The organism is Dietzia sp. CQ4 (assembly GCF_014145125.1).
GTDB lineage: Bacteria > Actinomycetota > Actinomycetes > Mycobacteriales > Mycobacteriaceae > Dietzia > Dietzia natronolimnaea.
This window is the reverse complement of the sequence record NZ_JAALDZ010000064.1, coordinates 1-24870: the sequence shown is the minus strand read 5'-3', so window position 1 is coordinate 24870 and position 24870 is coordinate 1. Positions and strand designations below refer to the sequence as shown.

The following is a 24870-nucleotide window of genomic DNA, read 5'->3' as shown; positions in this document are numbered from 1 at the left end:
GGCCTCTCCCCGCCCACTCCCCGAGCACGGCGACATCGTCCGCGCCTCCCGCCGGGGCGGCCGACCGCGACGATCGGCGCACCACGTCCACCGCGCGACGGTGGGCGACCCTGACCAGCCACGCCTCCACGTTGGTCTCCTCCGGCAGGTCCGGCCAGGCCCGCAGCGCGGACAGGAACGTCTCAGACCAGGCGTCGTCGGCGTCGGGGCCGGCCCCCAGGACCGCACGGCACACGCGCAGGACGGTCGGCCCGTGCCGGACCACCGCACCGTCGAAGGCTGCCCTCATGTGTCAGATCCTCCCCTCGTCCCATCCGCCTCGTTCACACGCCCCGGCCACCCACCTCGCCGACCGGCTCCAGCGGGTAGTCGCCCGCCGCCGCGGAAACGTGAGGTCCGTCCGGTGGGAGTCGAGACCGAGGGCCTTCACGCGACGACGACGTCCGCGGCCGGTGCTATCGTCGGACCACCGTCGCCGCTGGTGAGTGGCGGTCCACGGAGGTGAATCGCGGTCATGGACCTTCCCCGCATCTTCAGCATCCGCGAGAGCAGCCATCGGATCCACAATCCACTGACCGAGGACAAACTCGCCGCCCTCGGGGAAGCCCTCCGACTCGCCCCAGGAACACGCGCGCTCGACCTGGCCAGCGGCTCGGGCGAGATGTTGAGCACCTGGGCGCGTGATCACGGGATCACGGGCACCGGGGTGGACATCAGCACCGTCTTCACCGAGGCAGCCCGCGCCCGCGCCGCCGAACTCGGCGTCGCCGACCGTGTCGAGTTCATCCACGGTGACGCCGCCGGCCATGTCGCGGACGAGCCGGTTGATCTGGCCGCATGTGTCGGCGCCACCTGGATCGGCGGCGGTGTCGCCGGGACGATCGAATTGCTCGATCGCAGTCTCCGGCCCGGGGGCGTGATGCTGATCGGCGAACCGTACTGGCGGCGGACCCCGCCGGACGAGGAGACGGCCGTCGCCTGCCAGGCCACCGCCATCGCCGACTTCCGGGAGTTGCCGGACCTGATGGGGTCGTTTCACGATCTCGGGTACGACATCGTCGAGATGATGCTCGCCGACCAGGACAGCTGGGACCGGTACACAGCGGCCCAATGGCTCAACCTGCGCCTCTGGCTCGACTGGAACCCCGACGACGACCTGGCCCCGGAGGTGCGTGAGGAACTCGCCACCGCGCCCGCCCGCTACGCGCGTTTCACGCGTGAGTACCTCGGATGGGGCGTGTTCGCCCTCATGAAGCGCTGACACTCATCCCCACGCGGTGATCGCGAGCCGCGTCTCCTCGGATCGACACTGATACAGCTTTCCCTTTCCCGTTCAATGCTCGGTACTGTCGGCTATCGGATATCTCCGAGCGGCACGCCGCATCGGACTTGCGTGTGGAGGACAGGGAATGGCATCGATCTTCATCTCGGGCGGGGCGGCTGGGATCGGACTGGCAACGGCGGAGCGATTCGGCCGCGAGGGATGGACTGTCGGGGTGTACGACGTCGACACCGACGCCCTGGCCGCGGTGCAGTCGAGTCATCCCGACTGGATCACGGGGGAACTCGACGTCCGCGACATGCAGCAGTGGGAGAAGGCGCTGGAGGAGTTCACCTCGCACACCGGTGGGACCCTCGACGTCCTGGACAACAACGCGGGCGTTCTGGTCGCCGGTGACCTGTCGGAGATCTCGGCTGACGCGGTCAAGGCCCAGATCGACATCGATGTGCTGGGCGTGACGCTCGGCGCCAAGGCCGCGTTCCCGTACCTCAAGGCCACGCCGGGGTCACACCTGGTCAACATCGCGTCCGCGTCGGCGATCTACGGTCAACCCGGGATCGCCACGTACAGCGCCGCCAAGTTCTACGTCGCCGGGCTGACCGAGGCGTTGGAGCTCGAGTGGGCACCGCACGGCGTGCGCGTGGTGGGGATCTGGCCGCTGTGGGCCAAGACCGCTCTCGCGGACCCCAAGGCCAAGACGACCAGGACGCTCGGCATCAAGATCACTCCCGATCAGGTCGCGGACAAGGTCTGGCAGTCCGTCCACCCGACGACCCTTGACCGCCGCCTTCATCGCACGTCCTACAGCGTCGGTGAGCAGACGACCGTGCTCGCGAACATCTCCAAGTTCTCGCCCAACTTCGCGACGCGCCTGGTCAACAAGGTCCTGGCCCAGTAGGGCCCACACGCCGGAAGCGAAGTCGCCCTCTCGTCGGGGGGCGACACAGATTTCGGTTCCTCGCGTGCGGCGGCATCTTCACGACCGAAATGGGTAGTCCGTGTATCCGGTTGCGCCGCCCTCGTAGAACGTCGTCTGGTCCGGGGCTGTCTCCGCCATGTCGGCTCGCCAGCGGTGGGGCAGGTCGGGGTTGGCGATCGCGGGACGTCCGACAGCAACGGCATCCACGTGTCCACCGTCGACGAGTTCGGCCGCAGTGTCCCGGTCCGTGACCGTGGAGAACCCGGTGTTGAGGATCATCGGCGCGTTCGACGTGTCCCGGATGTCCCGTACGAGGGCGCTGCCCGCGTCGGGGTGGATCATGCTCACGTAGGCGAGGTGACGCTTCCCGAAGGTGTCGAAGAGTGCGGTGTAGGTGGCCCGGGTGTCCCGTTCATCGAGTTCGAGGGCCCCCTGGATATTGGCGCCGGGCGACACGCGGATACCGACGCGGTCACCGCCGATCGCGTCGGCGACGGCCTCGGCGACATCGATGACGAACCGCGCCCGGCGGATCGGCGTCCCTCCGTACTCGTCGGTGCGGTGATTGGCAGACGGGGCGAGGAACTGCTGGAGGAGGTATCCGTTGGCGGCATGAAGTTCGACGCCGTCGAACCCCGCACCTCGGGCTCGCACGGCCGCCTCGACATGCGCGTCAATGAGCTGCGATATGTCCTGGGTGGTGGCTGCAATCGCGATCGCGGGGTGGTAACCGTGGTGGTCCTCGTAGGGAATTGCGGACGGGGCGAGCGCGTGATGCATACCAGTGACGTCCGGGCCGGTGACGCGACCGGCGTGCATGAGCTGGGCGAAGATCGGCGTCCCACGCTAGTGCACCGCCTCGGTGACGGCGGCCCAGCCGCGTTCGTGCGCGTCGTCGACCAGACCGGGCTGACCCGCGTAGGCGCGGCCCTCGCGGCTGGGGTAGATGCCTTCGGTGACGACGAGGCCGAACCCCGACCGCTGCGCGTAGTACTCCGCCATGAGCGGCCTGGGTGTCCCGTCCTCAGCGGCGCGTCGGCGCGTCATCGGGGCGAGTACGAGACGGTTGTCGAGGCTGACGGCTCCGAGAGGGAGCGGCTGCCACAGTCGAGAGGCGGTCGACAACGTCATGTCATGCCGCCTTCCGTCGCAGGGCGACGATGGTCTCGGTGACTTCGGCGCGTTGTCCGCCCGGCCCGGCGGCGATGCGTGTACGAGTGTCGAGGAGTTCGGGGTTCCACGCGGGGCCGAGATCCAGTGCGCTCGCGACCTGTTGGGGCGTCGGGTGCGTGTGTTCGGCGGGGGCCCAGGACCATGGGGCGCTGGAACCGTGGTCGACGATGACCATTGCCCCTCCCGGTGTGACGGTGTCGGCCGCTCGTCGCCAGATGCCGTCGCGTCCGGGGGCGTAGAAGAAGCCTCCGTACACCAGGTCGAAAGGCCCTTCCGGTAGCGACTGGGTGGTGGCGTCGCAGTGGGCCGTGTCTACCCGGCTCGAGAGATCCTGGTCTGCGGCGCGCGCGGCGATTCTGTCGAGCGCTGTCTGCGAGACGTCGAGCGCCGTCACGGTCCACCCTGCGCGCGCGAGCCACAGCGCATCCCCGCCATGGCCGGCACCGAGTTCGAGAGCGGTGCCTGCGTCGGCACAGAGCTGGCTGATCGTGTCGACCATCGCCTGGTTGGGGGAGGTCCCCCACCCCGGGTCGGTATCGACGTAGTGCTGCTCCCAGAATTCCGCATCGTAGGTCGTCATCTGTTCCATCCATCCTCTTGTGTTCCGGCGACGATGTCGTCTTGTATCGGGTTCGACGTTGTATCGGGTTCGACGCGACTGCGGGGCTACCGCGAATCTGACGTCGTTGTTGCACTGGGGAGTTCGCTAAAGCGCCAGCTTCTGCCTCCTGGGGATGACAGTGATCGCGACGATCGCCGAGATGGCGTAGAAGACGGTGGCGACGACGAACGTAAGCCGTAAGGCGTTTGGGGAGCGGATGATCGTCGGCAGGCCGAGGGCGAGCGCGACGAGGGCGATGGGAACGTTGATGAACAGCGACCAGCGCCACCCGAGAGCCTCGGTCAAGGCGCCGCCCAGCAGCAGCCCGATCGCGCCGCCGCTTCCCTGGGCCGCGGCGAACACCGCGAAAGCGCGGGCCCGGCCGCGGGGCTCGGTGAAGGTGACTGCGACCAGGGATAGTGCCGCCGCGCTAGCGCGGCGGCACTATCCCTGCAGCGCGCGGGCTGCGATCAACATCTCCTGGCCCGTTGCCAGACCCCCGATGAGCGACGCCACAGCGAACCCGCTCAGTGACACCATCAGTACCCGCTTGCGCCCCGCATAGTCAGCAATGCGACCGCCGAGGAGGAGCAGGCCACCGAAGGTCACCGCGTAGGCGGTCACGGCCCATCCGCGGGCAGCGTCGCTGAAACCTAACTCCTGCTGCATCTGGGGCAGCGCAATGTTGATCACCGAGGCGTCCAACACGACCATCAACGCGGCGGTGGTGATCGCCGCGAGCGCAATCCACCGAGCAACCGACGGTTGCGCTGTCTCGGTCAACACAGACGAACCCATCTCTCGAATGCCCTTCGTCCTTGAATGGAAACGGGGTCATCAGAATGCGTCCCGGTGCCGCAAACAGCAACTACACTTGCTAAACATGCAAAATTCACCGAATGGCACCGACCAACCCGACGGGCGCGTCGCCGACATGCTGGAGGCCGTCGGACCACGGCTCCGCGATCTGCGACAGCGGCGGGAGATGAAGCTGTCCGACGTCGCCACGGCTACCGGGATTTCGGTCAGCACACTCTCGCGACTCGAGTCCGGCCACCGTCGCCCCACCCTGGACCTGCTGATACCCCTCGCACAGGTCTATCGAGTCGCACTCGACGACGTCGTCGGCGCGCCGCCCACCGGGGATCCGCGCATCCACCCGAAGCCCATCCGCAAGCACGGACGCGTCTACCTCCCATTAACCCGATCCGGCGCCCCCGTGCAGGCCTTCAAAGTCATCCTCCCGCCCCGCCGGCACGCACAACCCTCGAAGCAGGCCACCCATGGCGGCTACGAATGGCTCTACGTCCTCAGCGGCTCTGTCGACCTCGCCCTGGGGACGCAGGTCACAACCCTGGTCGAGGGCGACGCCGCCGAGTTCGACACCCGGCAGCCGCACTGCATCACCGGCAGCAGCGACACCGCATCAGAAGTCCTGACCCTCTTCAGCCCACAGGGCGAGCAGATCCACATCCGCGACTCCTGACGACTCTCTGCTCTTCTGCTCGAACTCCGCACGCACATTCGTGGTCGCCCGCCCGGCGTCCGGTGTACCGGGTATCCACGAAACCAGAACACCGCCCGTTAACGAGGCACCCTGCACAGGCGGAATCGGAGAATGGGGACTTCATGGAGCAACAGCGTCAGGTGAGGTAGCTCGACTGCATCGATAGACCGCCCCAGGCGAGACAGCGAATACCATTCCTTTCGCTTTCAGGGGCAAGGAAGCGGCCATCGACTTCACGATGGAAAGCCGAGGCGTAGCCGGCGTCCGTGGCCCGCACATCGAGGCCGGAGGCAGCGCCGACAGCCTTACCTCGTAGCGAGCTGGGGTGGGCGGCCGCACCACCTTTTCCGGCGCTGAATACACCTTTCGTGCTCTCGCTCTGGTGATCTAGCGGTCACCAGACGCGCTGGCGCAGGTCGAATTCGGAACCATGCGACATCACCTTTCTGCTCTCCTACGTCACGCGCACTTGCTATCCGCATTCCGCAGGCATTGCTGATGCCGACATCAGCGTCGAACAACTCCACCGCCATCTCACCGATGTCTCGTGCGGCTCCCATTAAACCCATATGACCCATATGACCCATATGCTCGATCGGCCTCAGGCTGGGGCCTGGCCTAATCAGCCCTTCCTGACCCTGTCGGTCGCCCGGAGGGGTTATCGGGTGTCGGCGTGATCGCCGCTCGAAGTACTAGCCCGATCACACTGTCGACCCTTTCGTGGAGGACGGTTCCAGGCTCCCGCACCCACCTGAAGACGGCTCCTTGAAGGACGTCGCTGAGCGCTCTGGCAGCTACCGCGACGTCTACCCCCTGGCCGATGCGTCCGGCCCTTTGCCCCTCCTCCAGTAGCGGAGTGACGTCCGCCAGCAACTGAGACTCGTACAGGGTCGGTCCGAGTGCCGCAGTCCAGCCGAGCATCATCTGACGGCTGAGTTCGGGCTCGGACTCCACCGCTTCGCTGATAGCGCGGAAGTAGGCGTGGATTCGCTCCGCGACATCCCCGCACGGCGCGTCCTGGACCTGCTCGATTGCATGATCGGCCATCTGTCGGACCCACAGCATCGGGATATCTCCCTTGTTGGGGAAGTAGTTGAACGCAGTTCGGCGAGACGTACCAGCCGCAGCGGCGATCGCGGCCATCGTCGTGGATTCGTATCCCTGCGCCACGAACAGTTGCGCAGCGGCGTCGAAGAGAGCTTGTCGCGTTCGCGCGGCGCGCGGGTTCATCAGGCGTGACGGCGGCGTGAGAGCCATGGAGCCCACCTCTTCTCGTATCCCTCGTTGCTGTGCCCCTTGCATTCTAGATGCACTCGGGTGCAGACTATGACTCAGGCCACAGTTGCACCCGAGTGCAACCTTTCTTGAACAGGAGCATGATGAACAGTCCAGCATCAATCGCCGACTCATCGGATCACGGCCTCGACCCGTACTCGCCGCCCGCACAACGTGACCCGTACGGCTTCTACGACCGACTCCGCCAGCACGATCCGGTCGTCTACGTACCCGGCCGCGACGTCTGGTTGGTCTCCGGGTACGCACAGGCCGTCCAGGTGTTGCGCAATCACGCCGAGTTCGTGTCCGGCGACGGGGTCACCTTCAACGTTCCCTCCGCCAGGACCGAGCGTTACCCATTGATCGAGAACGACCCACCGTTGCATGACCAGATTCGCCGGTCGTTGCAGCCATCGTTCAGCAAACGCGCCATCGACGCCTTCAAACCCGGTATCGAGAAGGCCGCGGCGGAGATCACCCATGACGCGATCACCCGCGGCGAGTTCGACGCCGTGCAGGTGCTGGCTCAGGCCATGCCCGATCAGGCCATGACGCTGCTGACCGGAATCACCCCGCCGAGTGCTCAGACCTTGGCGGACTGGAGTGACGCGACCAGCCGAGGGGAGGAACCTGCCGGAACCGAGGAGCACTCAGCCCTGGTGATGGAGGCGGTGACGTGGCTCGCGTCCGAGGGACTTCCCAACATGCCAGCGCACTGCCTCGGTCGACTGATCGTCGACTCGGGAGGCAACGACGGCCGTCTTGAGCACGAGGGTCCGCAGCGACTCATGACTCTGGCCTCCCTGTGGTTGGCCGGGATCGATTCGACCGGCGCGCTACTGGGAAACTCGATCGACGCATTCGTCGACAACCCCGACCAGTGGGAGCTGCTGAGGAGTCGGCCCGATCTGATCCCCAATGCCGTCGAAGAGCTACTGCGCTTCGGCGCCCCGTTCAAAGCGTTCTTCCGCCGGACCCGGAGTGCTGTCGAGTTCGATGGAGTCGAGATCCCTGCGGGCGCCCGCGTCGCTGTGCTGCTCGCCGCCGCGAGCCGGGACCCACTCCACTTCCCCGACCCCCACCGGCTCGATGTCACACGGGAGAACGCCAAGTCGCATCTCGCGTTCGGCAGCGGGCTGCACACGTGCCTCGGATCTCCCTTCGCCCGGCTCGAAGTGGTGGCGCTGTTGACCGAACTCACGCGACGAGTGGCGCGGTTCGAACGCGCCGGCGATGCACATCGCAGCCGTAGTCAGACCGTCCATAAGTTCGACACGCTGCCGGTCCGTGTCGTCCCCGCAGCGGAATGATCGCGATGCCGTACACCAAAGGGCCCCACGACCTCGGGAACCATTGTCACTCCTGGCTTCTGCCCGAGGGTCGATGGGGAGAAAGCAACACCGGTCTCGTGCGCGGATCCGGGGAGTCGTTGTTGATCGACACCCTCTACGATCTCCCGCACACCGCCGAGATGCTGTCCGCCTACGCGCCGCTGCTTCGCGGGCAACCAATCCGGACGCTCGTCAACACGCACTCCGATGGTGATCACTGGTTCGGTAACCAACTCGTAGCGGGGCCCGGTGTGGAGATCGTCGCCACCCAGGCAGCCGCAGAGCTGATGACCGAGGCGTCCGTCGACGAACTGGTCTCCATGTCCGGACGCGAGGACCGGGTCGGTGAGTTCATCAGAGAGGTCGGTGGTCACTTCGATCACGCCGGCATCGTCGCGACCCCGCCGACCCGAACGTTCACCGGAGAGCTATCTCTCGATGTGGGTGGACGTGAGGTGAGGCTCATCCAGGTGGGTCCCGCCCACACCCCGGGCGATCTCGTGGTCCACGTGCCCGACGCGAACCTGGTCTACACAGGCGACATCCTGTTCATCGGGGGCGCGCCGCTCGTGTGGGCCGGACCCATCAGTCGGTGCATCGCCGCCTGCGATCTGATTCTCGACCTCGAACTCGTCGCCATCGTCCCCGGCCACGGGCCTCTGACCGACAAGAACGGGGTGTCAAGGGTGCGCGACTACCTCGATTTCGTCTCGGCGGAGGCGGTCAAGCGTTTCGAGCAGGGACTGTCCGTCGAGGACGCTGTCGCCTCAATCGACATGAGCCGGTTCGCCGACATGTCCGAACAAGGCCGAATCGCGGCGAATGTGCTCAACGTCTACGACCAACTCGATCCGAGGCGCCCCCGCGAGAACAGGCTGCAACAGTTCGGGCGCATCGCAGACTTCGAGCTTCATGCCGCTGCGGCCGCGTCGGAGGCGAGCCACTGATGAAGATCGCCCGCATCGAGCTCGACGGCGGTACCCGCGCGGCAGTCGTCGACGACGATCGCGTTCAACCTCTCACGGCGGACATCACGGTGTCGCGTCTTCTGGACGCCTCCACACCGGAACGACTCGACTTGGTCGATCGCCACTCCGACGGCCCGACGCTCTCACTGTCGGATGTTCAGCTGCTGGCACCCGTCGAACCCCCCACCCTGCGGGATTTCCTGACCTTCGAAGAACACCTCGAAGGCAGTCTTGCCGTCCTCGGCGCGACGGAACCCCTCCCGGTCTGGTACGAGATGCCGCTGTTCTACTTCTCCAACACCAACGCGGTCATCGGACCTGACGCGGAAGTAGCAGTTCCACCCGGCTGTGAACTCCTGGACTTCGAACTCGAGCTGGCCGTGGTGATCGGCACAGCAGGCAGAGACCTCACCCCGGAACAGGCCCACGAACACATCGCCGGCTTCACCTTGTTCAACGACTGGTCAGCCCGCGACCTGATGAAGCCGGTGACCCCGTTCGGTATGGGCCCGGTCAAGGGCAAGGACTTCGCCAACTCGATCGGCCCGTGGATCGTCACCCCCGACGAACTCGAACCGTTCAGCCGGGATGGCCGCCTGGCTCTCGACCTCCACGTGGAACTCAACGGAGTCCCCCTTCCTGCGGGCGGAGACAATTCGGCGAACATGGCGTGGTCTTTCGAGGAGATGATCGCGTTTGCTTCTCGCGGCGCGGAACTCCGGCCGGGTGATGTGCTGGGTTCCGGAACATGCGGTGCCGGATGTCTCCTCGAGTACTGGGCTCATCTGAGCACCGAGGAGGTCCCCCCGCTCCGACCCGGCGACGTGGTGACGCTGGTCGCCGAAGGTATCGGTGCGATGAGCAACACCGTCGTCGCGGGAGCCGACGCACCACAATTGCCGCGAGCGCGAGTAGGTCAGCCACGCCGCCAACGGTCCTGGACCCCCACCAGGAGCAACTGATGGAAGAACCAGCACTCCTCTCATTCGCTCGCCTGGCCTCCACATATGGCGGCCCCCGGCCCGGGGCGCCCTACGCCGAGCTGTGGGAATGGTCCGTCCGGGACTCCGATGCTTTCTGGAGGTCGGTCACCACGTTCTGTGGAATGAACTGGGAGACCGCACCTCGAGCAGTCACCGACGGCTCCGTGATGCCACGAACACAGTGGTTTCCTGGTGGCCGCATCAACTACGTGTCCCAGGTCTTCGCTCGACCTCGCACCGGTGCTGCCGTGATCGGCCACGACGAAACCGGTATCACCCGCACGCTGTCCTGGCCCGAACTCGAAGAGCAGGTGACGGCACTTGCGACATTTCTGGCGCAGACCGGCGTGAGGACCGGCGACCGCGTGGTCGGCTACCTGCCGGACCGTCCCGAGGCCGTCGTCGCGTTCCTCGCGACCGCGAGTCTCGGCGCGGTGTGGGCGGGTTGCGGTACCGACCTGGCCGGCGACGCAGCCCTGGTCCGGTTCGAGCAGCTGGAACCCACCTGCCTGATCGCCGCCTCCGGCTACCAACACCGAGGTCGTCGGATCGACCGCACCCACGATGTCGAGACGCTCCGTGCAGGTCTACCGACCTTAAGAGCGACGATACTGGTAGAGAACGGTCACAACCCGAACTCCGGCACCATCACATGGGACTCGGCGGTCACGATCCAGCCCGATAGGTTCGTCGCCCCACTCGCGGTGCCGTCCGATCACCCGCTGTGGGTCTTGTTCAGCTCGGGAACGACCGGGCCCCCGAAGGGCATCGTCCACAGCCATGCAGGGGTAGTCGCGGAACACCTCAAAATTCTCCGACTGTTCTTCGACATGCGGGAGGGAGACCAGTTCTTCTGGTACACCACGGTGAACTGGATGATGTGGAACCTCCGGCTCGGCGGGCTCCTCTGCGGCGCCACCATCCACTGCTTCGACGGGGCGCCCACCGTACGCGCGCTGTGGGAGGTCGCAGAGCGCGGCCAGATCACCCATCTGGGCCTCAGCCCCGGTTATCTGAGCGCCTCCCGCGACGCCGGCCTGCGGCCTGCCGCCGACTTCGACCTCGGGCCACTACGCATGCTGGGATGCACCGGAGCCGTACTCACCGTCACAGTCCACCAATGGATCGCCGACGAGTTGGGCCCCACTGTGGCGGTCAGCTCGACCACCGGCGGCACCGACGTGGTCAGTGGATTCGCCGGCGGCGTCCCCACGGTCGAGAGCCGACCTGGAGAGATCACTGCGAGATGGCTCGGCGTCGACATGCACGCGTGGTCGACCGAGCAGGAATCCTTGAGTGACCAGGTCGGGGAACTCGTCATCACCAGTCCCATGCCGTCGATGCCCGTCCGATTCTGGAACGACCCCGACGGCAGCCGATACCACAGCGCATACTTCGGGCACTTCCCCGGCGTCTGGCGTCACGGCGACTGGGTCACCGTGACCTCCCGCGGTTCGATCGTCGTCCACGGTCGCTCCGACGCGACCCTGAACCGACACGGCATCCGCATGGGCAGCGCCGACATCTGCGAGGCGGCCGAGGACCTTCCCGAAGTGCTTGAGGCACTCGTCGTCGGTGTGGAGGAGCCGAACGGGGGCTACTGGATGCCGATGTTCGTGACTCTGGCGCCCGGCGTCGACCTCGATACGGAGCTTGCAGCGAAGATCCAGGCCGCAATCCGCGACTCGGTGTCCCCGCGTCACGTGCCCGACGAAGTGATCCACGCCCCCGGCATCCCGCACACGATGACCGGCAAGAAACTCGAAGTGCCGGTGAAGAACGTCCTGAGAGGCCTGCCCGTCTCAGCGGCACAGAGCAGTGCGATCGATCAGCCCGCACTCATGGGCTTCTACCAGCGAGCCGGCGATCGCCGCCGCGTGATGAAGAAGTGAGGTAACTCCATGCCTACACCCGACACCGTCGACTTGGTCGTGCTGGATAAAGAAGTGGTCGCCGCCGGCATCGTGCGACTCACCCTGGCACGTCCGGACAATGATGACCTCCCGCACTGGGAACCAGGAGCACACATCGATCTGCACGTGGGCCGGTCCGGGACGCTGATCCGGCAGTACTCGCTGTGCTCTTCGCCCACGGACCGCAGCCACTACCAGGTCGCGGTCCTTCGAGAACCGGCGAGCCGCGGTGGATCCTCCTACATCGTCGATGAACTCCGTGTCGGTGACTCCGTTCCTGTCAGCCTCCCGCGCAATCACTTCGACCTGGCTCCGTCCCAGCGGTATCTGTTCATCGCAGGAGGTATCGGAATCACGCCGATAGTCCCCATGATCGAGGCGGTAGAGGCTGCAGGAGCGGAGTGGACACTGATCTACGGCGGGCGCACCCACGCGTCCATGGCTTTCGCGGATGACCTCGACGAAACATGGGGACCGCGAGTCGTCCTGCGCCCCCAGGACGAATATGGACTCCTGGACCTTGAAGCCCTGCTCGCCTCACCCACGGACGACACCGCCATCTACTGCTGCGGACCGAGTCCGTTGCTCGACGCTATCGAGACTGCGTGTCGATTCTGGCCATCCGGTGCACTCCACATCGAGAGGTTCGCCCCCATATCGGACACACCGTCGAGTGAGGGAGACACCGATTTCGAGGTCGAGTTCGCTCAATCCGAGGTCACTCTCACCATCCCGGCAGACCGCTCCATCGTGGACGTGGCAGACGAAGCAGGTGTGCCCATTGTCTACTCCTGCGAGGAGGGCACATGCGGAGTCTGTGAGACCGTCGTCCTGAGCGGCGAACCTGACCATCGCGACTCCGTACTGACAGAACAGGAGCGTCGATCTGGCGCGACGATGATGATCTGCGTCTCCAGGGCGAAGTCTGCGCGACTAGTGCTTGACGTATGAGTGCCGACGACCAGGTCATGCGTCGCGCGTCGTGAGCGCGAGGTGGGCTGCGAGCGCGGTCACGAGAGTGAAGGCGGCCATCACGGCGAGCCCGGCCAGTGGCGTCAGATGGCCGGTCGAGGTGATCGCGTAGGAGCTCTGTCCGGCGGTGGTGGGCCAGTAGGTCCCGGCGATCTCGCCGAGGATGCCGGGCATGCCCGGCGCGAGGGCGGGCACGAGGAGGGCGACGGTGACGATGATCGCCAGCGCACCGGTCGAACTGCGGGTGAGCGCGCCGAACGCCAGGCCCAGGATGGCGGTCAGGACGAGATAGGCCACGGCGCACAGGACGGCGCGGACGGTGTCGGGGGCGGTCAGGCCCGCGGTCGGCAGCCCAGCAGCGGCGAGTGCCGCCTGGCCGGCGCCGAAGCTGCACGCCACGGTGATCACAGCGGTGGCGAGCGCGACCAGGATGACGATGACGATCTTGGCCGTCAGGAAGAGTCCGCGCCGGGGGGCGATGGTGAGGCTGGTGACGATCTGCCCCGTGGCGTATTCGCTGGTGACGGCTTGTGCGCCCAGCGTGGCGATGAGGATCTGGCCGACGAGGATCCCCTTGAGGCTGTTACCGGTGGGGTCGAAGTCGGCGGGAAGATCCGCCTGCCAGTCGGCCATGAGCCCGCTGATGCCGAGGAGGCTGACCACGACGGTGACCACCACGGTGGCGAGGGCGATCAGCCAGGTGCTGCGGACGCTGCGGGTCTTGATCCACTCGGCGGCGAGGAGGTTCATCATCGGGCGGCCTCGTGCTCGGTGGCGGTCATGGTCAGGAATGCGTCCTCGAGGGAGTCGCGGACAGCAGTGAGCTCGGACAGCTCTATGCCCGACACGGCGGCGACGTGGCCGACACGGTCGGTGGTCGTGCCGGCGACGGCGAGCGCGTCGGCGCAGTCCGGATCGGGTACCGCGGGGAGCCCCTCGCGGGAGAGCGCATCATCCAGCGTGTCCCGGTGCGGTGTGCGCGCGCGGACGTACTCGCTCGTGTGGCCGGCGATGAACTCTGGCAACGGCTGATCGGCGAGGAGCTTTCCGTGGTGGATCACGACGAGGTGGTCTGCGGTCAGTTCCATCTCGCCCATCAGGTGGCTGGAGAACAACACCGTTCGCCCCTCGGCCGCGAGATCGCGCATGAGGGACCGGGCCCACCGGATGCCCTCGGGATCGAGGCCGTTGAGGGGTTCGTCGAAGATCAGGATGCCGGGGTCGCCGATCAACGCCGTGGCGATCCCGAGGCGCTGCTTCATCCCGAGGGAGTAGTCGCCCGCGGGGCGGTGCCCGTCGTCTGCCAGGCCGACGAGTTCCAGGACCTCGGCGACCCGACGTCGTGGAACGCCACCGGCGCGCGCGACCGCGGCGAGGTGATCCGTGGCGGAACGACGCGGATGGACGGTGTCGGCCGCGAGCATCGCACCCACCACGTGCATGGGCTGCGGGAGGTCCGCCAGCGGGTGACCGCCGATGGTCGCCGCGCCGCTGGTCGGCCCGTCGAGGCCGAGGAACATCCGCAGGGTCGTGGACTTTCCGGCGCCATTGGGCCCCAGGAAGCCCGTGACGACACCGGGGGCGACCTGGAACGAGAGGTGGTCCACAGCGGTGATGTCGCCGTAGCGCTTGACGAGCGCGTGGGCCTCGAGGGAGGCCGGAGAGGCGGTCTGCATATTTTTACACTACACCGTGTGGTGTAGATCTACACTTCTCAGTGTAGACTCGGCCCCAGTCTCAGGAGGGCACGACCATGGGTGAAGCGATACCGAAGCCGGTACGGCGAGGACAGGAGCACAAGCGCGCGGCGATCCTGGTCGCTGCGCGCGACCTGTTCGTGCAGTCCGGCGTCGAGCGCACCAGCATGGATGCGATCGCTGAACGGGCCGCAGTGTCCAAGCGCACCGTCTACGACTACTACGGCGACAAGCGACGACTACTGCTCGGCGTCATCGAGGTCGCAGGTGAGACGGCACTGGAGACGCTACGAGAACTCATCGACACACACCTGTCCGATCGGCTCACCCTTGAGGAGGTCGCCGACCTCGAACACGCCGTGACCGGCTTCGCGATCGACCTCGGACGCTCCCAGCTCATCTCATCCCACTACGCCGCCGCGGTGACACTCATCGCCGAGAACGAGACGCTCCTGCCCGAACTCGACGACCACCCCCTGGGCGACGCCCACACGCGGGCCCTCGCCGAACGTCTCGCGCACTTCGCCGACCTCGGTCTGCTCGACGCGGATGACCCCGAACTGGCTGCCGAACACTTCCATGCCCTCACCACCCTCCGGGTACTCAACGAGCCGCTCCGCCGACGTGCGGACGCCGAGCACGTGCAGCGGATCATGACCGATGGCGCGCACGCGTTCATGCGCGCCTACGCGGCCCGGGAAGACAAGCGCCGGTGACCGCGCCCCGACCCGACACGGGCCGCGATGCCCTCACCCGGATGCACCGGGCTTCGGCCCTGAAGGAGCGCATCTACGTCGCCTTCACGACTCTCGCCGTCATCATCGCCCTCCGCGCCCACGACCACCATCCGACCGCGGGCCTCGCACTCGGCACGCTCGCCATCACGGTCACCGCGACCATCTGCGCGGTCTACGTCGCGGGCCTGCTCAGTCATATGGTGATCCACGAGCGACTCCCCACCTCCGACGAACACAGGCGCATGATCGTCGACACCTTCGGCGCGGCAACCGTCGCCGTCCCTCCCGTGATCTGCCTCATCCCCGCCCATTTCGGCCTCTACGACACCGCGACCGGCCTCGTTGCCGCCATGCTGGTCACGACCTGCACACTCGCCGCGGTCGGCATCCTCGCCGTCCGCAGACTCTCCGTCCCCCGGGGCCAACGACTCGCCATCCTCACCGCCCACTGCCTCCTCGCGCTGGCGGTCATCGCACTCGAACTGCTGTCTCACCGATAGATCTCGGAGGGTGAGCCAGCAGCAGACGCCGGAACGCGTCAGCTCGGGTTGCCGTCGCCGCCGTGTCACCGGACCAGTTCGACCGCGTCCCGGAGCCCGAGACACAGGCGCGCAGAACGGCCGGCCCGTGGCGGCCAACGGAGTCCGCGGTAGTCCCGCGCGACGCGAACGTGAGGTCCGTGCGGTACCCGATCCCGCTCGGCCCTCGCATACTTGTGTGACCTCACACTCCTTGGGAGTCACCATGCTCGGTTCCCGCACCCCACGCCGCCTGCGTTCACGATTTGCCGGCGCCCTCGTCGCCTGCGCGCTGGCCGTGCCCGTCGCCGCAGCGGTCACGACCACCACCGCCGCGTCCGGGTCCACCCCGGTGGCCACGGCCGGCCCGGTGGAGGACGCCCTCACCGGGCTCATCGGGGACCTGGATCCCACCGGTGAGCTCGGGCCTTACGTGACCGAGGCGCTCAACGGCATCAACGGACCCATCGGCGCCCCCGGCCCGCCGGCGGCCGTGGACACCCCGGTCACGTGCCGACCGACCCCGGCCCACCCGCGGCCGGTGATCCTGGTCCACGGGACGTTCGACAACGGCCCCAACACCGTGCCGCGACTGGGCGAGCCGCTGCGGAGGCAGGGATTCTGTGTGATCGCCCCGACCCTCGGCGCCTACGCGGGCAACCCGGCCCGGGGAGGCCTCGACTCGATCGTCGGCGCTTCCGGTCCGCAGCTCGCCGGGGTGATCGATCACGTGCGCGCGGTCACCGGCGCCGTGCAGGTGGACCTGGTGGGCTACTCCCAGGGCGCCTCGATCGCGGGGTACACCACCAAGGTGTTGCGCCCTGGCGCTGTCGGCCGGGTGGTCTCGGTGGGCGGGTACTGGGGCGCGGACAACAGCGGGCTGATCCCCCACCAGCTGCCACCGGGGCTCGCAGGTGCGGCGCTGTGGGCCGCCAACCTGCGGGGTCTGGCCGAACTGTCCCCGGGCAGCCCCATGCTCACCGCCTGGTATGGACTCGACCGCACCCCGTTCCTGCCCGGGGTCGCCTACACGCTCATCGCCACCGGCGGCGACCATCTCCTGCCACCGCAGCGGAGCTTCGTGCCGGGGCCGGGCGTGGGGTGGCGGGTTCCGGAGCAGGCCTGCGGCGGCGGTCCGACCTCCCACGGCGGGATGGCGCTCGATCCGCGGACCCACTCGATGGTCGCCCGGGCGCTCGGCGGGGCGGGCGCCTGCTGAGACATCCGGGGCCGGGCCGTATCGACACCAGGACAGCGCGCCAGAGAAGTAGTGCCCAGACCGCGTTGCACAGGTCGACGAGAGCGGGGAGATTCGGTGACCACGCACAGTATCCGGCCAGCCAGGGAAAGTGATTTGGTCCTTGTACAGGGCATCGAGCGCTCGGCCGGCGCACCCTTTGCAGAGATCGGGATGTCCGTGGTGGCCGAGGATGTCCCGCCATCGATCGACTCGCTACGCGAGTTCGTGCAGAACGGGCGGGCGTGGGTCAGCACCGACGGTTCCGACCGGCCGGTGGCGTACCTGCTGGCGGATGTGATCGACACCAATGCTCACCTCGACCAGGTCTCGGTGCACAGCGATTTCATGCACCGCGGGATCGGGACGGTTCTGCTGAATCACATGATCCGTTGGGCGCGGGAGTGCAGCCTCCCCGCGGTCACTCTGACCACCTACACCGACGTCCCGTGGAACGGGCCGTATTACGAGCGTCATGGGTTTCGGTACCTCACCGAGAACGAGGAAACCCCTGGCCTCAAGGCGATCCGGGCTGCGGAGATCGCACACGGCCTCGACCAGTGGCCGCGCGCCTGCATGCGCAGGGAACTCTGACGAGGTCGTGGCTTCAACGCCCGGGGCGCGCCGAGGAACCGGGCATTTGTCCCGGTCACTGACCTCACCGGCCGCTTCCTCACCAGGGCGGGTGATGATCGTGAACGTCTACCGATTCTCGTCGCCGCGGGCCATTGTAGGAAGCGCTTCAAGCGTAGTTAGAGGACGTCTGTCAGGTTTCCCCGAGAAGCAGCGAACCAATCTAGCTTTCAGATTCGGCGCGTCTTCATCGCGCGCTTCGAGCACCTCCCGGTCGAGGAACTCCCGCTTCGGGTCCACCGTATACCGCGCAGGCGACACACTCGCTCGGACTCGGGGATGAGGCGGCCAACGTCCCGCATACCCCCTGATAGGCGCTCGGGTTTTGGACGACGCTCATATGCGACATGAATCCCAGGCAGGCCCCCATGGCTCGACCTGGGGAAACCGCAGATCGCTTCATGCCCGTCAGCTGTCGCGTCAGAGGATCTTCTAACTCGACACAGCGTGGAGCCCTCCCTCGGCGACCGAGGTCGTCGCTGGCGCCATCTCCCCGCCACCACAGCAGTACGTGAAAAAATGTCGGTCTTCCCGACTAACCTAAGTGCCACTTGGCGAGCTCCGCCCGCCCCACCGCATCGGAGGCCCTCTTGAGAACCGCGACCTGCGCACCCTTGTGTCCGAGTCCACCGCCACGGACTGGCACCGCATCCTGAAAGTCGGACCCACCTACCGCGACCGCTTCGTCTCTTGGTCGGATGGGTGCGGTTCAATAACCCCGGAGGGTGAGCGATCCCGAGAAGGGAAATCGAAAAATGGAACGCGGGGGCCAATAGCTAATGTCGGGATTGGATCAGTTTGAAGCAGGTTCGCACGAATTCGAGTCCACAATCGACGTTGAAACCGTCCGGGATAGGTTAGCACAACTGAGAGTTAGCGAAGCATTAATAGAGCAGGCTTGTAAGCGAATTCAAGGCAATGCGACTGGGGTCCTCCTTTACGGTAGCTGGGCGCGCGGTGATGCATCCGCTGCCTCCGATTTAGATCTCCTTTTGCTTGCGCCCCACCGAGCGGACTCTGGCACGGACGGAAAGCTGAGCATTAACTGCTATTCGCCAAAACAGTTTGCAGATGCAGGGCAAACCCTTTTTGGTATGCACCTAGCGCGGGACGGGATCGTACTGCACGACACCGAAAACCGCACGGCCGAACTGCTGAGCAAGTTCACGGCACCGGACCCGCAAGACCTTATCGGGAGAATACGTGACTTTTCGATTCTCCTAGAGCTTCCAGTCGAGGAGCAAATCGAATATCTAACTGGGCTCTGTCAGGTTGCACGATACCTGCTTCGCAGCGCTATCTATGCCGCAGCGCTCGGAGACGGGGATCCGTGCTTCTCAGTAGCGGAACTTGCAGACCGTTTTAATCAACCTGAGCTAACCAGTCTGCTCTCTTCTCACCCCGGACAGTACCCGGAACCGAGTCTTGAGGTGCTCAACGATCTAAAGTATCGACTTAGTCTGGTCGTAGGCGCGCCACCCAGTGACTCATACGAGACGCTGCATGATCTCATAATTGGGTCGTCAATTTCGAATCCTGACCTAGAGAAACTTGCAACCTTAGCTCTCGGCGTCGGGGAGGGCCTGCCCTACGCAGAACTTCCGAAGGTGATTCTATGATTGAGCACGGATTTATCGGAGATATCCACGGTTGTGTAGAGCAGTTGGACAATGTAGTGTCTCGGGCCCGCCAGTGTGTTTCCCAAATTGTTTTCCTAGGGGACTACGTTAACCGTGGCCCAACCTCCCGCGAAGTAATTGATTATCTACTCGAGCTTCAGGGAAGTGAGGATATTACTACTCGGTTCGTAAAGGGAAACCACGACCAAGCTTTCTTGGAGGCAATTGTGGGAGACGGTTTCGACAACTTCTTGCGTTTGGGAGGGGCATCCACTGTGGTGTCCTACATAGGTTCTGCTCGGGATAACGTATTGGCCCGATTCCGTGCGAGCGTTCCGCCCGATCATGTCGACTTCCTACAGGGGCTCGAGGACGAAGTAGTTTTGAACGGAGTGACGGCCACGCACCGAACGTCGAACAACGAAACACGTGCGAAGAGCGCAGATGGCTTCACCGTCTATGGTCACTCGCCTCAGCGCGACAACATTCCGGTCATTCACAAGACTGCGGCCTTCATCGACACGGGTTGTGGGACGCTGGAGGATGGCCAGCTCACGTGCCTCTTTTGGCCAAGCCTCACATGGATTCAGTCGGAGTAACTGGCGCCGAGACGTCATCGGGGCAGCGTCGAGTTGCGGCGGCGTATCGCTCGCTTGATTCCGCGATATCGCTGGTTAACAGCGAGTTCTGACTTACTTTGTCGTACCGTTCCGCTTCTTGCAAGAACTCGATGGCGCGTGAGACTTCTCCTCTTGCGAACGCAATCTCTGCCAGCAGCCAGAATGACGTGCCCAAGCCTGCAGCACTGTTCGATTCCCGGCTGAGCTCCTGTGATGCGCGCGCGTGTTTCTCAGCCTCGCTGTGGTCCCCTTCGCTTAGGAGGACGCGCGCAAGCAGAGCATGGCCGATGCTGGCTCCATCCGAATTTTGGACTTTCATATTAATCTCAAGTGCTTGCTCTGCATTACTCCGGACTTCTTCGGTCTTGTCCTGCCGTAGTCGTGATTCCACAAGAGCTGAAAGGGCGTTAGCGAGCAGTTCGTCGTGGCTGCTTCCGCCGATTAGGCGTATCGCTTCTACGAACTTGCCTTCGGCTGCCGCATAATCGCCAAGGTTCATCTGGCTGCGCCCAAGGTTGATTGCCGATTGCGAAAGGTCTATCGGTGATCCAAATTGTTGACGCCGGTCAAGCGCTTCTTCGAACGCGCTGCGAGCCAAGTCAACGTCGTTTAACCTCATTAGGGTGAAACCGTAATTGTCGAGCGCATAGCACAGGTGACGATCTACTGGCTTGTTGCTGGACCGTGCGGTCTCAACTGCCTCATGCAGGAGTGCCCTTGATTTATTTAATTCTCCTCGTTTGCGATGAATAACACCCATGTTTGCTAAGGAGTTGGTGCGGTACGCTACCGCGTCTGCATCGTCCCGGGCCAGCAAAATCGGGTCGTCAAGAAGCTGCCTGTTTAGCTTAAGGGCCTGATCTAGCCTCCCCGTCCGCCTCATGAACTGGGCGAATTCCGTTAGGGCCTCGGGGTTCCCATCCTTTATCGCATGGGAGAAGGCTGCCTCGGCCTGCATCAAGTAGCCGGATGTAGCCCTTTCTTTCGCGGTCTCTAGCATGCGATCCGTTGGTTCTGGAAGCGGCACAGTTCCAGCAACTCTCGTCGAAAGTGAAATCCTTGTCGGGACACGATCGACTAAGGGCTTGGACCACTCGCTCAGATTGCGCAAAACGGCGCCTTCTAAGCTCTCGTTTGAATCAAATGTCGCGTATTGCAAACTTCTAGAAGTCTCTAGGCGATCTCGAAAGTCCATCACTGCTTGGAGTTGGGAACCAGGATCTCTTAGGCGGTTCGCTTCGATAGTTTTGAAAAGTACTAGTAAGTCACGCATTTCGGCGGTCGGGGAGGCCAATAGATCCAATGCGTAGTGGAACTCCTCTTCGGTGCCGGAAGAGTAGTTGCCGTAATGGCTAGGTGCAGATCCCCACCGTTCACCTAGCATCAGTATCATGTAGTCGCAGTCGTCTATCGCTGGGTTTATTCTTGCTTGAGGCCTGCCGATCCCGGCTGGAAGCTGTTCCCAACCTCGGACCATGAAGTGAACGCCACTAGGGTTGCCTCTTTCCTCGTTAAAGGATGCCACAGTATTGCGGCAGACATCGCGTTCGAGCACGAGGTCTCCTGGCGATGCTAAGAAAATGCGTCGACCTGATAAGTCAGTGGGCATATCGGGATCCTAGCCTCGATGTTCATCCGAAGAATGAACGATGTGGATTCGTTGTCAACGGTCGATTCTGCCTGATCCCGAGATCCTGGCGTGACGGTTCGGCCGGCGTCGCCTGGGTGCGCTTCGGAGTTTCACTTCCGTCATATTTGCTACGTCTGTTAAGGAGGGTCGCTATCGTGTTGGTGGGCTATTCGGGGACCGGTCAGTCGGGCGCCCGAAGCAATGGGCGGTTTCGAGTAGCTCGTGAGTTAGATCAGTGGCCTAATGCGCTGGCCGCTCTTGACTTCCGAGTGACCGTTCCGCAGAACGGATGGGAAGGATGGTCGCAGTTACTTGTCACTACATAGGTTCTCGACGACCTAAATACGCTGGTGGCGACGCATTTGTTCGCGAGAGCCCCAACTAGAGCGGTCTTTGACGAGACCCTCGACAAGAACCTCTCCGGCTGCGTCACGATCACACCCTGGGGTCTCTCCGGCCTTGATGGCCCTGGGGAGGGTCAGCCGCTGCCGCTTCGGCGACCCTCCACGCTCCGGCCGTTGCTGCCATCCCGCCGGACCAGGTCGACCGCGTCCCGGAGCCCGAGACCCGGGTGCGCGACCCGGAGTCGGCGGACCGCGTCGACCTCACCGGACGAGGCCTGCACCGCCTCGGCGACCTCGTCCGCCCCGAGCTCGGAGGCGATGCGGCGCGAGCGGTCCTCGCCGCTGGCCCCGAACCACCACCGGCGGGCGGCCGCGGCGAGGAGCAACACCGCCAGCGCGCTCCACAGCAGGACGTCGAAGGTGCCGGCCTCGGGGGAGAGCAGTTCCACCGTCGCCACCACCAGCGCACCGATCCCGCCGAGCGCCGTGGTTGCCACGTAGACGACAGTCTGCAGGCCACGCGGGGGCGGGCCGTCCGCGCCGTGCAGTCCAGCGGATCCGGAGTCGTTCACAGGGTGATCCGAGGGAGTGCGGGAGGTCACGGGGCGACCACCTCGTCGTCGTCGCCCTTCTCCCCTCCCCCGGGGCCCGCAGCCAGTCCGTGTTGTAAGCGGTGCTCCACCCGGTCCACCTTCCCCCGCAGCTCACCGGAGTGCCCGGGCCGCAGGTCGGCCTTGAGCACCAGGCTCACCCGCGGGGACACCGCCAGCACCGCGTCGGTGGCGGCGCGGATGACGGGCATCACCTCGTCCCATTCGCCCTCGATGGTGGTGAACATCGAGGTGGTCTCGTGGGGCAGGCCGGACGCGCGGACCACCCGGACCGCCTCGGCGACGGCCTCGCTCATGGACGCCGACTCGTCCGCGGCCGTGGTGGGTGCGACGGAGAACGCGAAGAGCATGACACCACCGTAAGCCTCCGCCCCGTCCCACGCAGATCGACTCCCGCCCGGACCCGACCGTCAGCCGCGGGACACCTGCTGCGGCACTCCGGGTTCGTACCCCGCCCCGGCGAGGAGCTCGCGGACGCGCGGGATGACCTTGCGGCCGTAGAGGTCGATCGAGTTCATGAGGTGCTCGTGCGGGGTGGGGCCGCTGGCGTACTTGAGGTCGAAGCGGTCCAATCCCAGTGTGCGCACGGTCGCGGCGATCTTCTGTGCGACGGTCTCGGGTGAACCCACGTACATCGCCCCGGACCTCACCTCGCGGTGGAAGTCGGCCTCCCCCGCGTCCCCCCAGCCCCGCTCGCGGCCGATCTTGTTGCGGTTGACCAGCCAGTGGGGCAGGGCCAGGGCGGCGGCCTTCTCGTCGGTCTCCGCGACGAAACCCGGCGAGTGCACGGCGATCGGCAACCGCGGGGCGTCGGTGCCCGCGAGCTGCGCGTTGGCCTGGCGGTACAGGTCGGCGAAGGGGGCGAAGCTGCCGGCGGGCCCGCCGATGATCGCGAGCATCAGCGGCATCCGGTAGCGGGCCGCGCGCACCACGGATTCGGGGCTGCCGCCCACGGCGATCCACGCGGAGAGCCCGCCCTCGGTCTCCGGGTACACGCGCTGGTCGACCAGGGGACGCCGCAGCTCCCCGGACCACGTCACCGGCGTCTCGGGCAGCAGCGCGGAGAACAGGTCCAGCTTCTCGCTGAACAGCTGCTCGTACTGCTGGAGATCGAGGCCGAACAGCGGGAACGACTCGGTGAAGGACCCGCGCCCCAGCACGACCTCGGCGCGCCCGTGAGACAGGGCGTCGATCGTGGAGAAGCGCTGGAACACCCGGACCGGGTCGTCGCTGGACAGGACGGTGACCGCCGAGCCGAGCGTGATGCGCTGCGTCCGGGTGGCGATGCCGGCGAGCACCACATCCGGGGCGGAGACGGCGTAGTCGGGGCGGTGGTGCTCCCCCACCCCGAAGGCGTCGACGCCCACCTCGTCGGCGAGCACCGCCTGCTCGACGACGTCCCGGATCACCTGGGCGTGGTGGACGCGCACGCCTCGGTCATCGACTGTGGTGTCGCCGAAGGTGTCGAGGCCGAGGGCGACGGAGGGTGACGACGAGGCGGGCGTGGCGGAGGTGGTGTGCTGAGTCATGCCCTCACTTTAGTTGACCTGTCAACCATAGGGTCTGCGGAGGCCCCTCGCGCCCCGCCGGGCGGGTCTACAGTTCGTTCATGACGTTCACAGAGGCCGTGGAACTGGTGGGCAAGACGATGGACGCGGCCGGCGTGGCCGCCATCGTGGTGGGCGCGTTGGTGGCGGCCCTGTTCGCCCTCGACCCGCGTCGCCGGACCGGCCCGGAGGGCGACGTCTACACCGCGTTCCGCCGCCGGCTCGGACGCGCGATCCTGCTGGGCCTGGAACTCCTGGTGGCCGCGGACATCATCCGGACCGTCGCGATCTCGCCGAGTTACAACTCGGTCGGCCTGCTCGCGCTGGTCGTGCTCATCAGGACGTTCCTCAGCTGGTCGCTCGAGCTCGAGATCTCGGGCCGGTGGCCGTGGCAGAAGGGAGCCGGATCGCGAGCCGACCGCGCCCGGCATGATGGAGACGACCGGGCGCGAGCCGACGTGCACGAGAGCGAGAGGACCACACCATGACCGCCACCGATCACGGACCCCACCCCTACGTCGTCAACATCGAGGACGCGACCCTCGCCAACACCAACTACCGGACCACGCTGTGGACCGGTGAGCACCTGCAGATGACGGTCATGGCGATCGCGCCCGGGGACGACATCGGGCTGGAGGTGCACGAGGACCACGACCAGTTCCTGCGCGTGGAGCAGGGTCGCGGTCGCGTCCAGATGGGGCCGGCCGAGGACCGCCTGGAGTTCGACGAGGAGGTCGGCGACGACTGGGTGAT

The 24870-nt window shown here is 65.6% G+C and carries 24 protein-coding genes and 2 pseudogenes; 15 read left to right on the top strand and 11 right to left on the bottom strand.

Annotated elements, in window-relative coordinates:
* The coding region (locus G6031_RS04510; protein WP_182652587.1) for a sigma-70 family RNA polymerase sigma factor at window positions 1–289 on the bottom strand (289 nt) is incomplete at its 3' end.
* 225 nt (window positions 290–514) lie between these two features.
* Between G6031_RS04510 and G6031_RS04505 the strand changes: the two genes are divergently transcribed.
* Both G6031_RS04505 and G6031_RS04500 read left to right on the top strand, forming a co-directional pair.
* Window positions 515–1261 (top strand): class I SAM-dependent methyltransferase, encoded by a 747-nt coding sequence (locus G6031_RS04505; RefSeq protein WP_182652586.1) that lies wholly within the window; start codon window positions 515–517, stop codon window positions 1259–1261.
* Window positions 1262–1409: 148 nt separating this feature from the next.
* Window positions 1410–2180 (top strand): SDR family oxidoreductase, encoded by a 771-nt coding sequence (locus G6031_RS04500; RefSeq protein WP_182652585.1) that lies wholly within the window; start codon window positions 1410–1412, stop codon window positions 2178–2180.
* Window positions 2181–2258: 78 nt separating this feature from the next.
* Here the strand turns inward: G6031_RS04500 and G6031_RS04495 are convergent.
* The 3 genes and pseudogenes from G6031_RS04495 to G6031_RS18815 all read right to left on the bottom strand — a co-directional run bounded on the left by G6031_RS04495 (window position 2259) and on the right by G6031_RS18815 (window position 4689).
* Window positions 2259–3332 (bottom strand): annotated as a pseudogene (locus G6031_RS04495) (alkene reductase).
* Window position 3333: 1 nt separating this feature from the next.
* Window positions 3334–3963 (bottom strand): class I SAM-dependent methyltransferase, encoded by a 630-nt coding sequence (locus tag G6031_RS04490; RefSeq protein WP_206682138.1) that lies wholly within the window; start codon window positions 3961–3963, stop codon window positions 3334–3336.
* Window positions 3964–4080: 117 nt separating this feature from the next.
* A pseudogene (locus G6031_RS18815) lies at window positions 4081–4689 on the bottom strand (MFS transporter).
* 169 nt (window positions 4690–4858) lie between these two features.
* Between G6031_RS18815 and G6031_RS04480 the strand changes: the two are divergent.
* The gene (locus G6031_RS04480; protein ID WP_182652584.1) at window positions 4859–5461 is read left to right on the top strand and encodes an XRE family transcriptional regulator; all 603 of its coding nucleotides are present in this window, start codon (window positions 4859–4861) and stop codon (window positions 5459–5461) included.
* 639 nt (window positions 5462–6100) lie between these two features.
* On the opposite strand, the gene G6031_RS04475 is transcribed toward G6031_RS04480, so the two are convergent.
* Entirely contained in the window at window positions 6101–6739 is a 639-nt protein-coding gene (locus tag G6031_RS04475) for a TetR/AcrR family transcriptional regulator (RefSeq protein WP_206682136.1), read from the bottom strand.
* Window positions 6740–7038: 299 nt separating this feature from the next.
* Here G6031_RS04475 and G6031_RS04470 point away from each other — a divergent pair, with 299 nt between their 5' ends.
* From G6031_RS04470 to G6031_RS04450, 5 genes are read left to right on the top strand one after another with little or no spacing between them, the layout of a single operon-like run.
* Window positions 7039–8067, top strand: a complete 1029-nt coding sequence (locus tag G6031_RS04470) for a cytochrome P450 (protein ID WP_206682135.1) — start codon at window positions 7039–7041, stop codon at window positions 8065–8067.
* Window positions 8064–9035, top strand: coding sequence for an MBL fold metallo-hydrolase (locus tag G6031_RS04465; protein WP_182652583.1), 972 nt, complete (start codon window positions 8064–8066; stop codon window positions 9033–9035). The genes G6031_RS04470 and G6031_RS04465 overlap by 4 nt, the downstream gene beginning before the upstream one ends.
* Window positions 9035–10018 (top strand): fumarylacetoacetate hydrolase family protein, encoded by a 984-nt coding sequence (locus tag G6031_RS04460; protein WP_182652582.1) that lies wholly within the window; start codon window positions 9035–9037, stop codon window positions 10016–10018. Before G6031_RS04465 ends, G6031_RS04460 begins: the two co-directional genes overlap by 1 nt.
* Entirely contained in the window at window positions 10018–11931 is a 1914-nt protein-coding gene (locus G6031_RS04455) for an acetoacetate--CoA ligase (RefSeq protein WP_182652581.1), read from the top strand. The genes G6031_RS04460 and G6031_RS04455 overlap by 1 nt, the downstream gene beginning before the upstream one ends.
* A 9-nt stretch (window positions 11932–11940) precedes the next feature.
* Entirely contained in the window at window positions 11941–12903 is a 963-nt protein-coding gene (locus tag G6031_RS04450; RefSeq protein ID WP_182652580.1) for a PDR/VanB family oxidoreductase, read from the top strand.
* 15 nt (window positions 12904–12918) lie between these two features.
* Here G6031_RS04450 and G6031_RS04445 read toward each other — a convergent pair whose 3' ends face one another.
* Complete coding sequence (locus G6031_RS04445; protein ID WP_182652579.1) at window positions 12919–13677, bottom strand: ABC transporter permease; 759 nt, start codon at window positions 13675–13677, stop codon at window positions 12919–12921.
* Complete coding sequence (locus G6031_RS04440) at window positions 13674–14600, bottom strand: ATP-binding cassette domain-containing protein (protein ID WP_182652578.1); 927 nt, start codon at window positions 14598–14600, stop codon at window positions 13674–13676. The genes G6031_RS04445 and G6031_RS04440 overlap by 4 nt, the downstream gene beginning before the upstream one ends.
* A 77-nt stretch (window positions 14601–14677) precedes the next feature.
* Here G6031_RS04440 and G6031_RS04435 point away from each other — a divergent pair, with 77 nt between their 5' ends.
* From G6031_RS04435 to G6031_RS18810, 5 genes are all read left to right on the top strand, one after another.
* Window positions 14678–15337, top strand: a complete 660-nt coding sequence (locus G6031_RS04435) for a TetR/AcrR family transcriptional regulator (RefSeq protein ID WP_182652577.1) — start codon at window positions 14678–14680, stop codon at window positions 15335–15337.
* Between the two features lie 41 nt (window positions 15338–15378).
* Entirely contained in the window at window positions 15379–15858 is a 480-nt protein-coding gene (locus G6031_RS04430; protein ID WP_182652576.1) for a hypothetical protein, read from the top strand.
* 217 nt (window positions 15859–16075) lie between these two features.
* Entirely contained in the window at window positions 16076–17095 is a 1020-nt protein-coding gene (locus G6031_RS04425; protein ID WP_347238439.1) for an alpha/beta fold hydrolase, read from the top strand.
* A gap of 96 nt (window positions 17096–17191) precedes the next feature.
* Complete coding sequence (locus G6031_RS04420; protein WP_182652575.1) at window positions 17192–17707, top strand: GNAT family N-acetyltransferase; 516 nt, start codon at window positions 17192–17194, stop codon at window positions 17705–17707.
* Between the two features lie 1133 nt (window positions 17708–18840).
* Window positions 18841–19365 (top strand): hypothetical protein, encoded by a 525-nt coding sequence (locus G6031_RS18810; RefSeq protein WP_241737189.1) that lies wholly within the window; start codon window positions 18841–18843, stop codon window positions 19363–19365.
* Between the two features lie 576 nt (window positions 19366–19941).
* On the opposite strand, the gene G6031_RS04405 is transcribed toward G6031_RS18810, so the two are convergent.
* The 4 genes from G6031_RS04405 to G6031_RS04390 form a co-directional block, all read right to left on the bottom strand.
* A complete protein-coding gene (locus tag G6031_RS04405) occupies window positions 19942–21594 on the bottom strand; it encodes a tetratricopeptide repeat protein (RefSeq protein WP_241737188.1) in 1653 nt (550 codons plus the stop codon).
* Between the two features lie 499 nt (window positions 21595–22093).
* The gene (locus G6031_RS04400; protein ID WP_182652571.1) at window positions 22094–22531 is read right to left on the bottom strand and encodes a hypothetical protein; all 438 of its coding nucleotides are present in this window, start codon (window positions 22529–22531) and stop codon (window positions 22094–22096) included.
* A 26-nt stretch (window positions 22532–22557) separates the two neighbouring features.
* The gene (locus G6031_RS04395; RefSeq protein WP_182652570.1) at window positions 22558–22920 is read right to left on the bottom strand and encodes a thiamine-binding protein; all 363 of its coding nucleotides are present in this window, start codon (window positions 22918–22920) and stop codon (window positions 22558–22560) included.
* Window positions 22921–22980: 60 nt separating this feature from the next.
* Entirely contained in the window at window positions 22981–24099 is a 1119-nt protein-coding gene (locus G6031_RS04390) for an LLM class flavin-dependent oxidoreductase (RefSeq protein WP_182652569.1), read from the bottom strand.
* Window positions 24100–24179: 80 nt separating this feature from the next.
* Between G6031_RS04390 and G6031_RS04385 the strand changes: the two genes are divergently transcribed.
* The gene (locus tag G6031_RS04385) at window positions 24180–24605 is read left to right on the top strand and encodes a DUF1622 domain-containing protein (RefSeq protein WP_182617941.1); all 426 of its coding nucleotides are present in this window, start codon (window positions 24180–24182) and stop codon (window positions 24603–24605) included.
* The coding region (locus tag G6031_RS04380; protein WP_182652568.1) for a cupin domain-containing protein at window positions 24602–24870 on the top strand (269 nt) is incomplete at its 3' end. The genes G6031_RS04385 and G6031_RS04380, both read left to right, overlap by 4 nt.

What these genes read in the sequence shown, in the direction of transcription:
- G6031_RS04390 (WP_182652569.1), bottom strand. Translation starts at nt 24,099, where the DNA reads ATGACTCAGCACACCACCTCCGCCACGCCCGCCTCGTCGTCACCCTCC.
- G6031_RS04450 (WP_182652580.1), top strand. Translation starts at nt 11,941, where the DNA reads ATGCCTACACCCGACACCGTCGACTTGGTCGTGCTGGATAAAGAAGTG.
- G6031_RS04460 (WP_182652582.1), top strand. Translation starts at nt 9,035, where the DNA reads ATGAAGATCGCCCGCATCGAGCTCGACGGCGGTACCCGCGCGGCAGTC.
- G6031_RS04445 (WP_182652579.1), bottom strand. Translation starts at nt 13,677, where the DNA reads ATGATGAACCTCCTCGCCGCCGAGTGGATCAAGACCCGCAGCGTCCGC.
- G6031_RS04435 (WP_182652577.1), top strand. Translation starts at nt 14,678, where the DNA reads ATGGGTGAAGCGATACCGAAGCCGGTACGGCGAGGACAGGAGCACAAG.
- G6031_RS04405 (WP_241737188.1), bottom strand. Translation starts at nt 21,594, where the DNA reads ATGCCCACTGACTTATCAGGTCGACGCATTTTCTTAGCATCGCCAGGA.
- G6031_RS04480 (WP_182652584.1), top strand. Translation starts at nt 4,859, where the DNA reads ATGCAAAATTCACCGAATGGCACCGACCAACCCGACGGGCGCGTCGCC.
- G6031_RS04475 (WP_206682136.1), bottom strand. Translation starts at nt 6,739, where the DNA reads ATGGCTCTCACGCCGCCGTCACGCCTGATGAACCCGCGCGCCGCGCGA.
- G6031_RS04430 (WP_182652576.1), top strand. Translation starts at nt 15,379, where the DNA reads ATGCACCGGGCTTCGGCCCTGAAGGAGCGCATCTACGTCGCCTTCACG.
- G6031_RS04440 (WP_182652578.1), bottom strand. Translation starts at nt 14,600, where the DNA reads ATGCAGACCGCCTCTCCGGCCTCCCTCGAGGCCCACGCGCTCGTCAAG.
- G6031_RS04500 (WP_182652585.1), top strand. Translation starts at nt 1,410, where the DNA reads ATGGCATCGATCTTCATCTCGGGCGGGGCGGCTGGGATCGGACTGGCA.
- G6031_RS18810 (WP_241737189.1), top strand. Translation starts at nt 18,841, where the DNA reads ATGCACCTAGCGCGGGACGGGATCGTACTGCACGACACCGAAAACCGC.
- G6031_RS04505 (WP_182652586.1), top strand. Translation starts at nt 515, where the DNA reads ATGGACCTTCCCCGCATCTTCAGCATCCGCGAGAGCAGCCATCGGATC.
- G6031_RS04385 (WP_182617941.1), top strand. Translation starts at nt 24,180, where the DNA reads ATGACGTTCACAGAGGCCGTGGAACTGGTGGGCAAGACGATGGACGCG.
- G6031_RS04395 (WP_182652570.1), bottom strand. Translation starts at nt 22,920, where the DNA reads ATGCTCTTCGCGTTCTCCGTCGCACCCACCACGGCCGCGGACGAGTCG.
- G6031_RS04490 (WP_206682138.1), bottom strand. Translation starts at nt 3,963, where the DNA reads ATGGAACAGATGACGACCTACGATGCGGAATTCTGGGAGCAGCACTAC.
- G6031_RS04465 (WP_182652583.1), top strand. Translation starts at nt 8,064, where the DNA reads ATGATCGCGATGCCGTACACCAAAGGGCCCCACGACCTCGGGAACCAT.
- G6031_RS04455 (WP_182652581.1), top strand. Translation starts at nt 10,018, where the DNA reads ATGGAAGAACCAGCACTCCTCTCATTCGCTCGCCTGGCCTCCACATAT.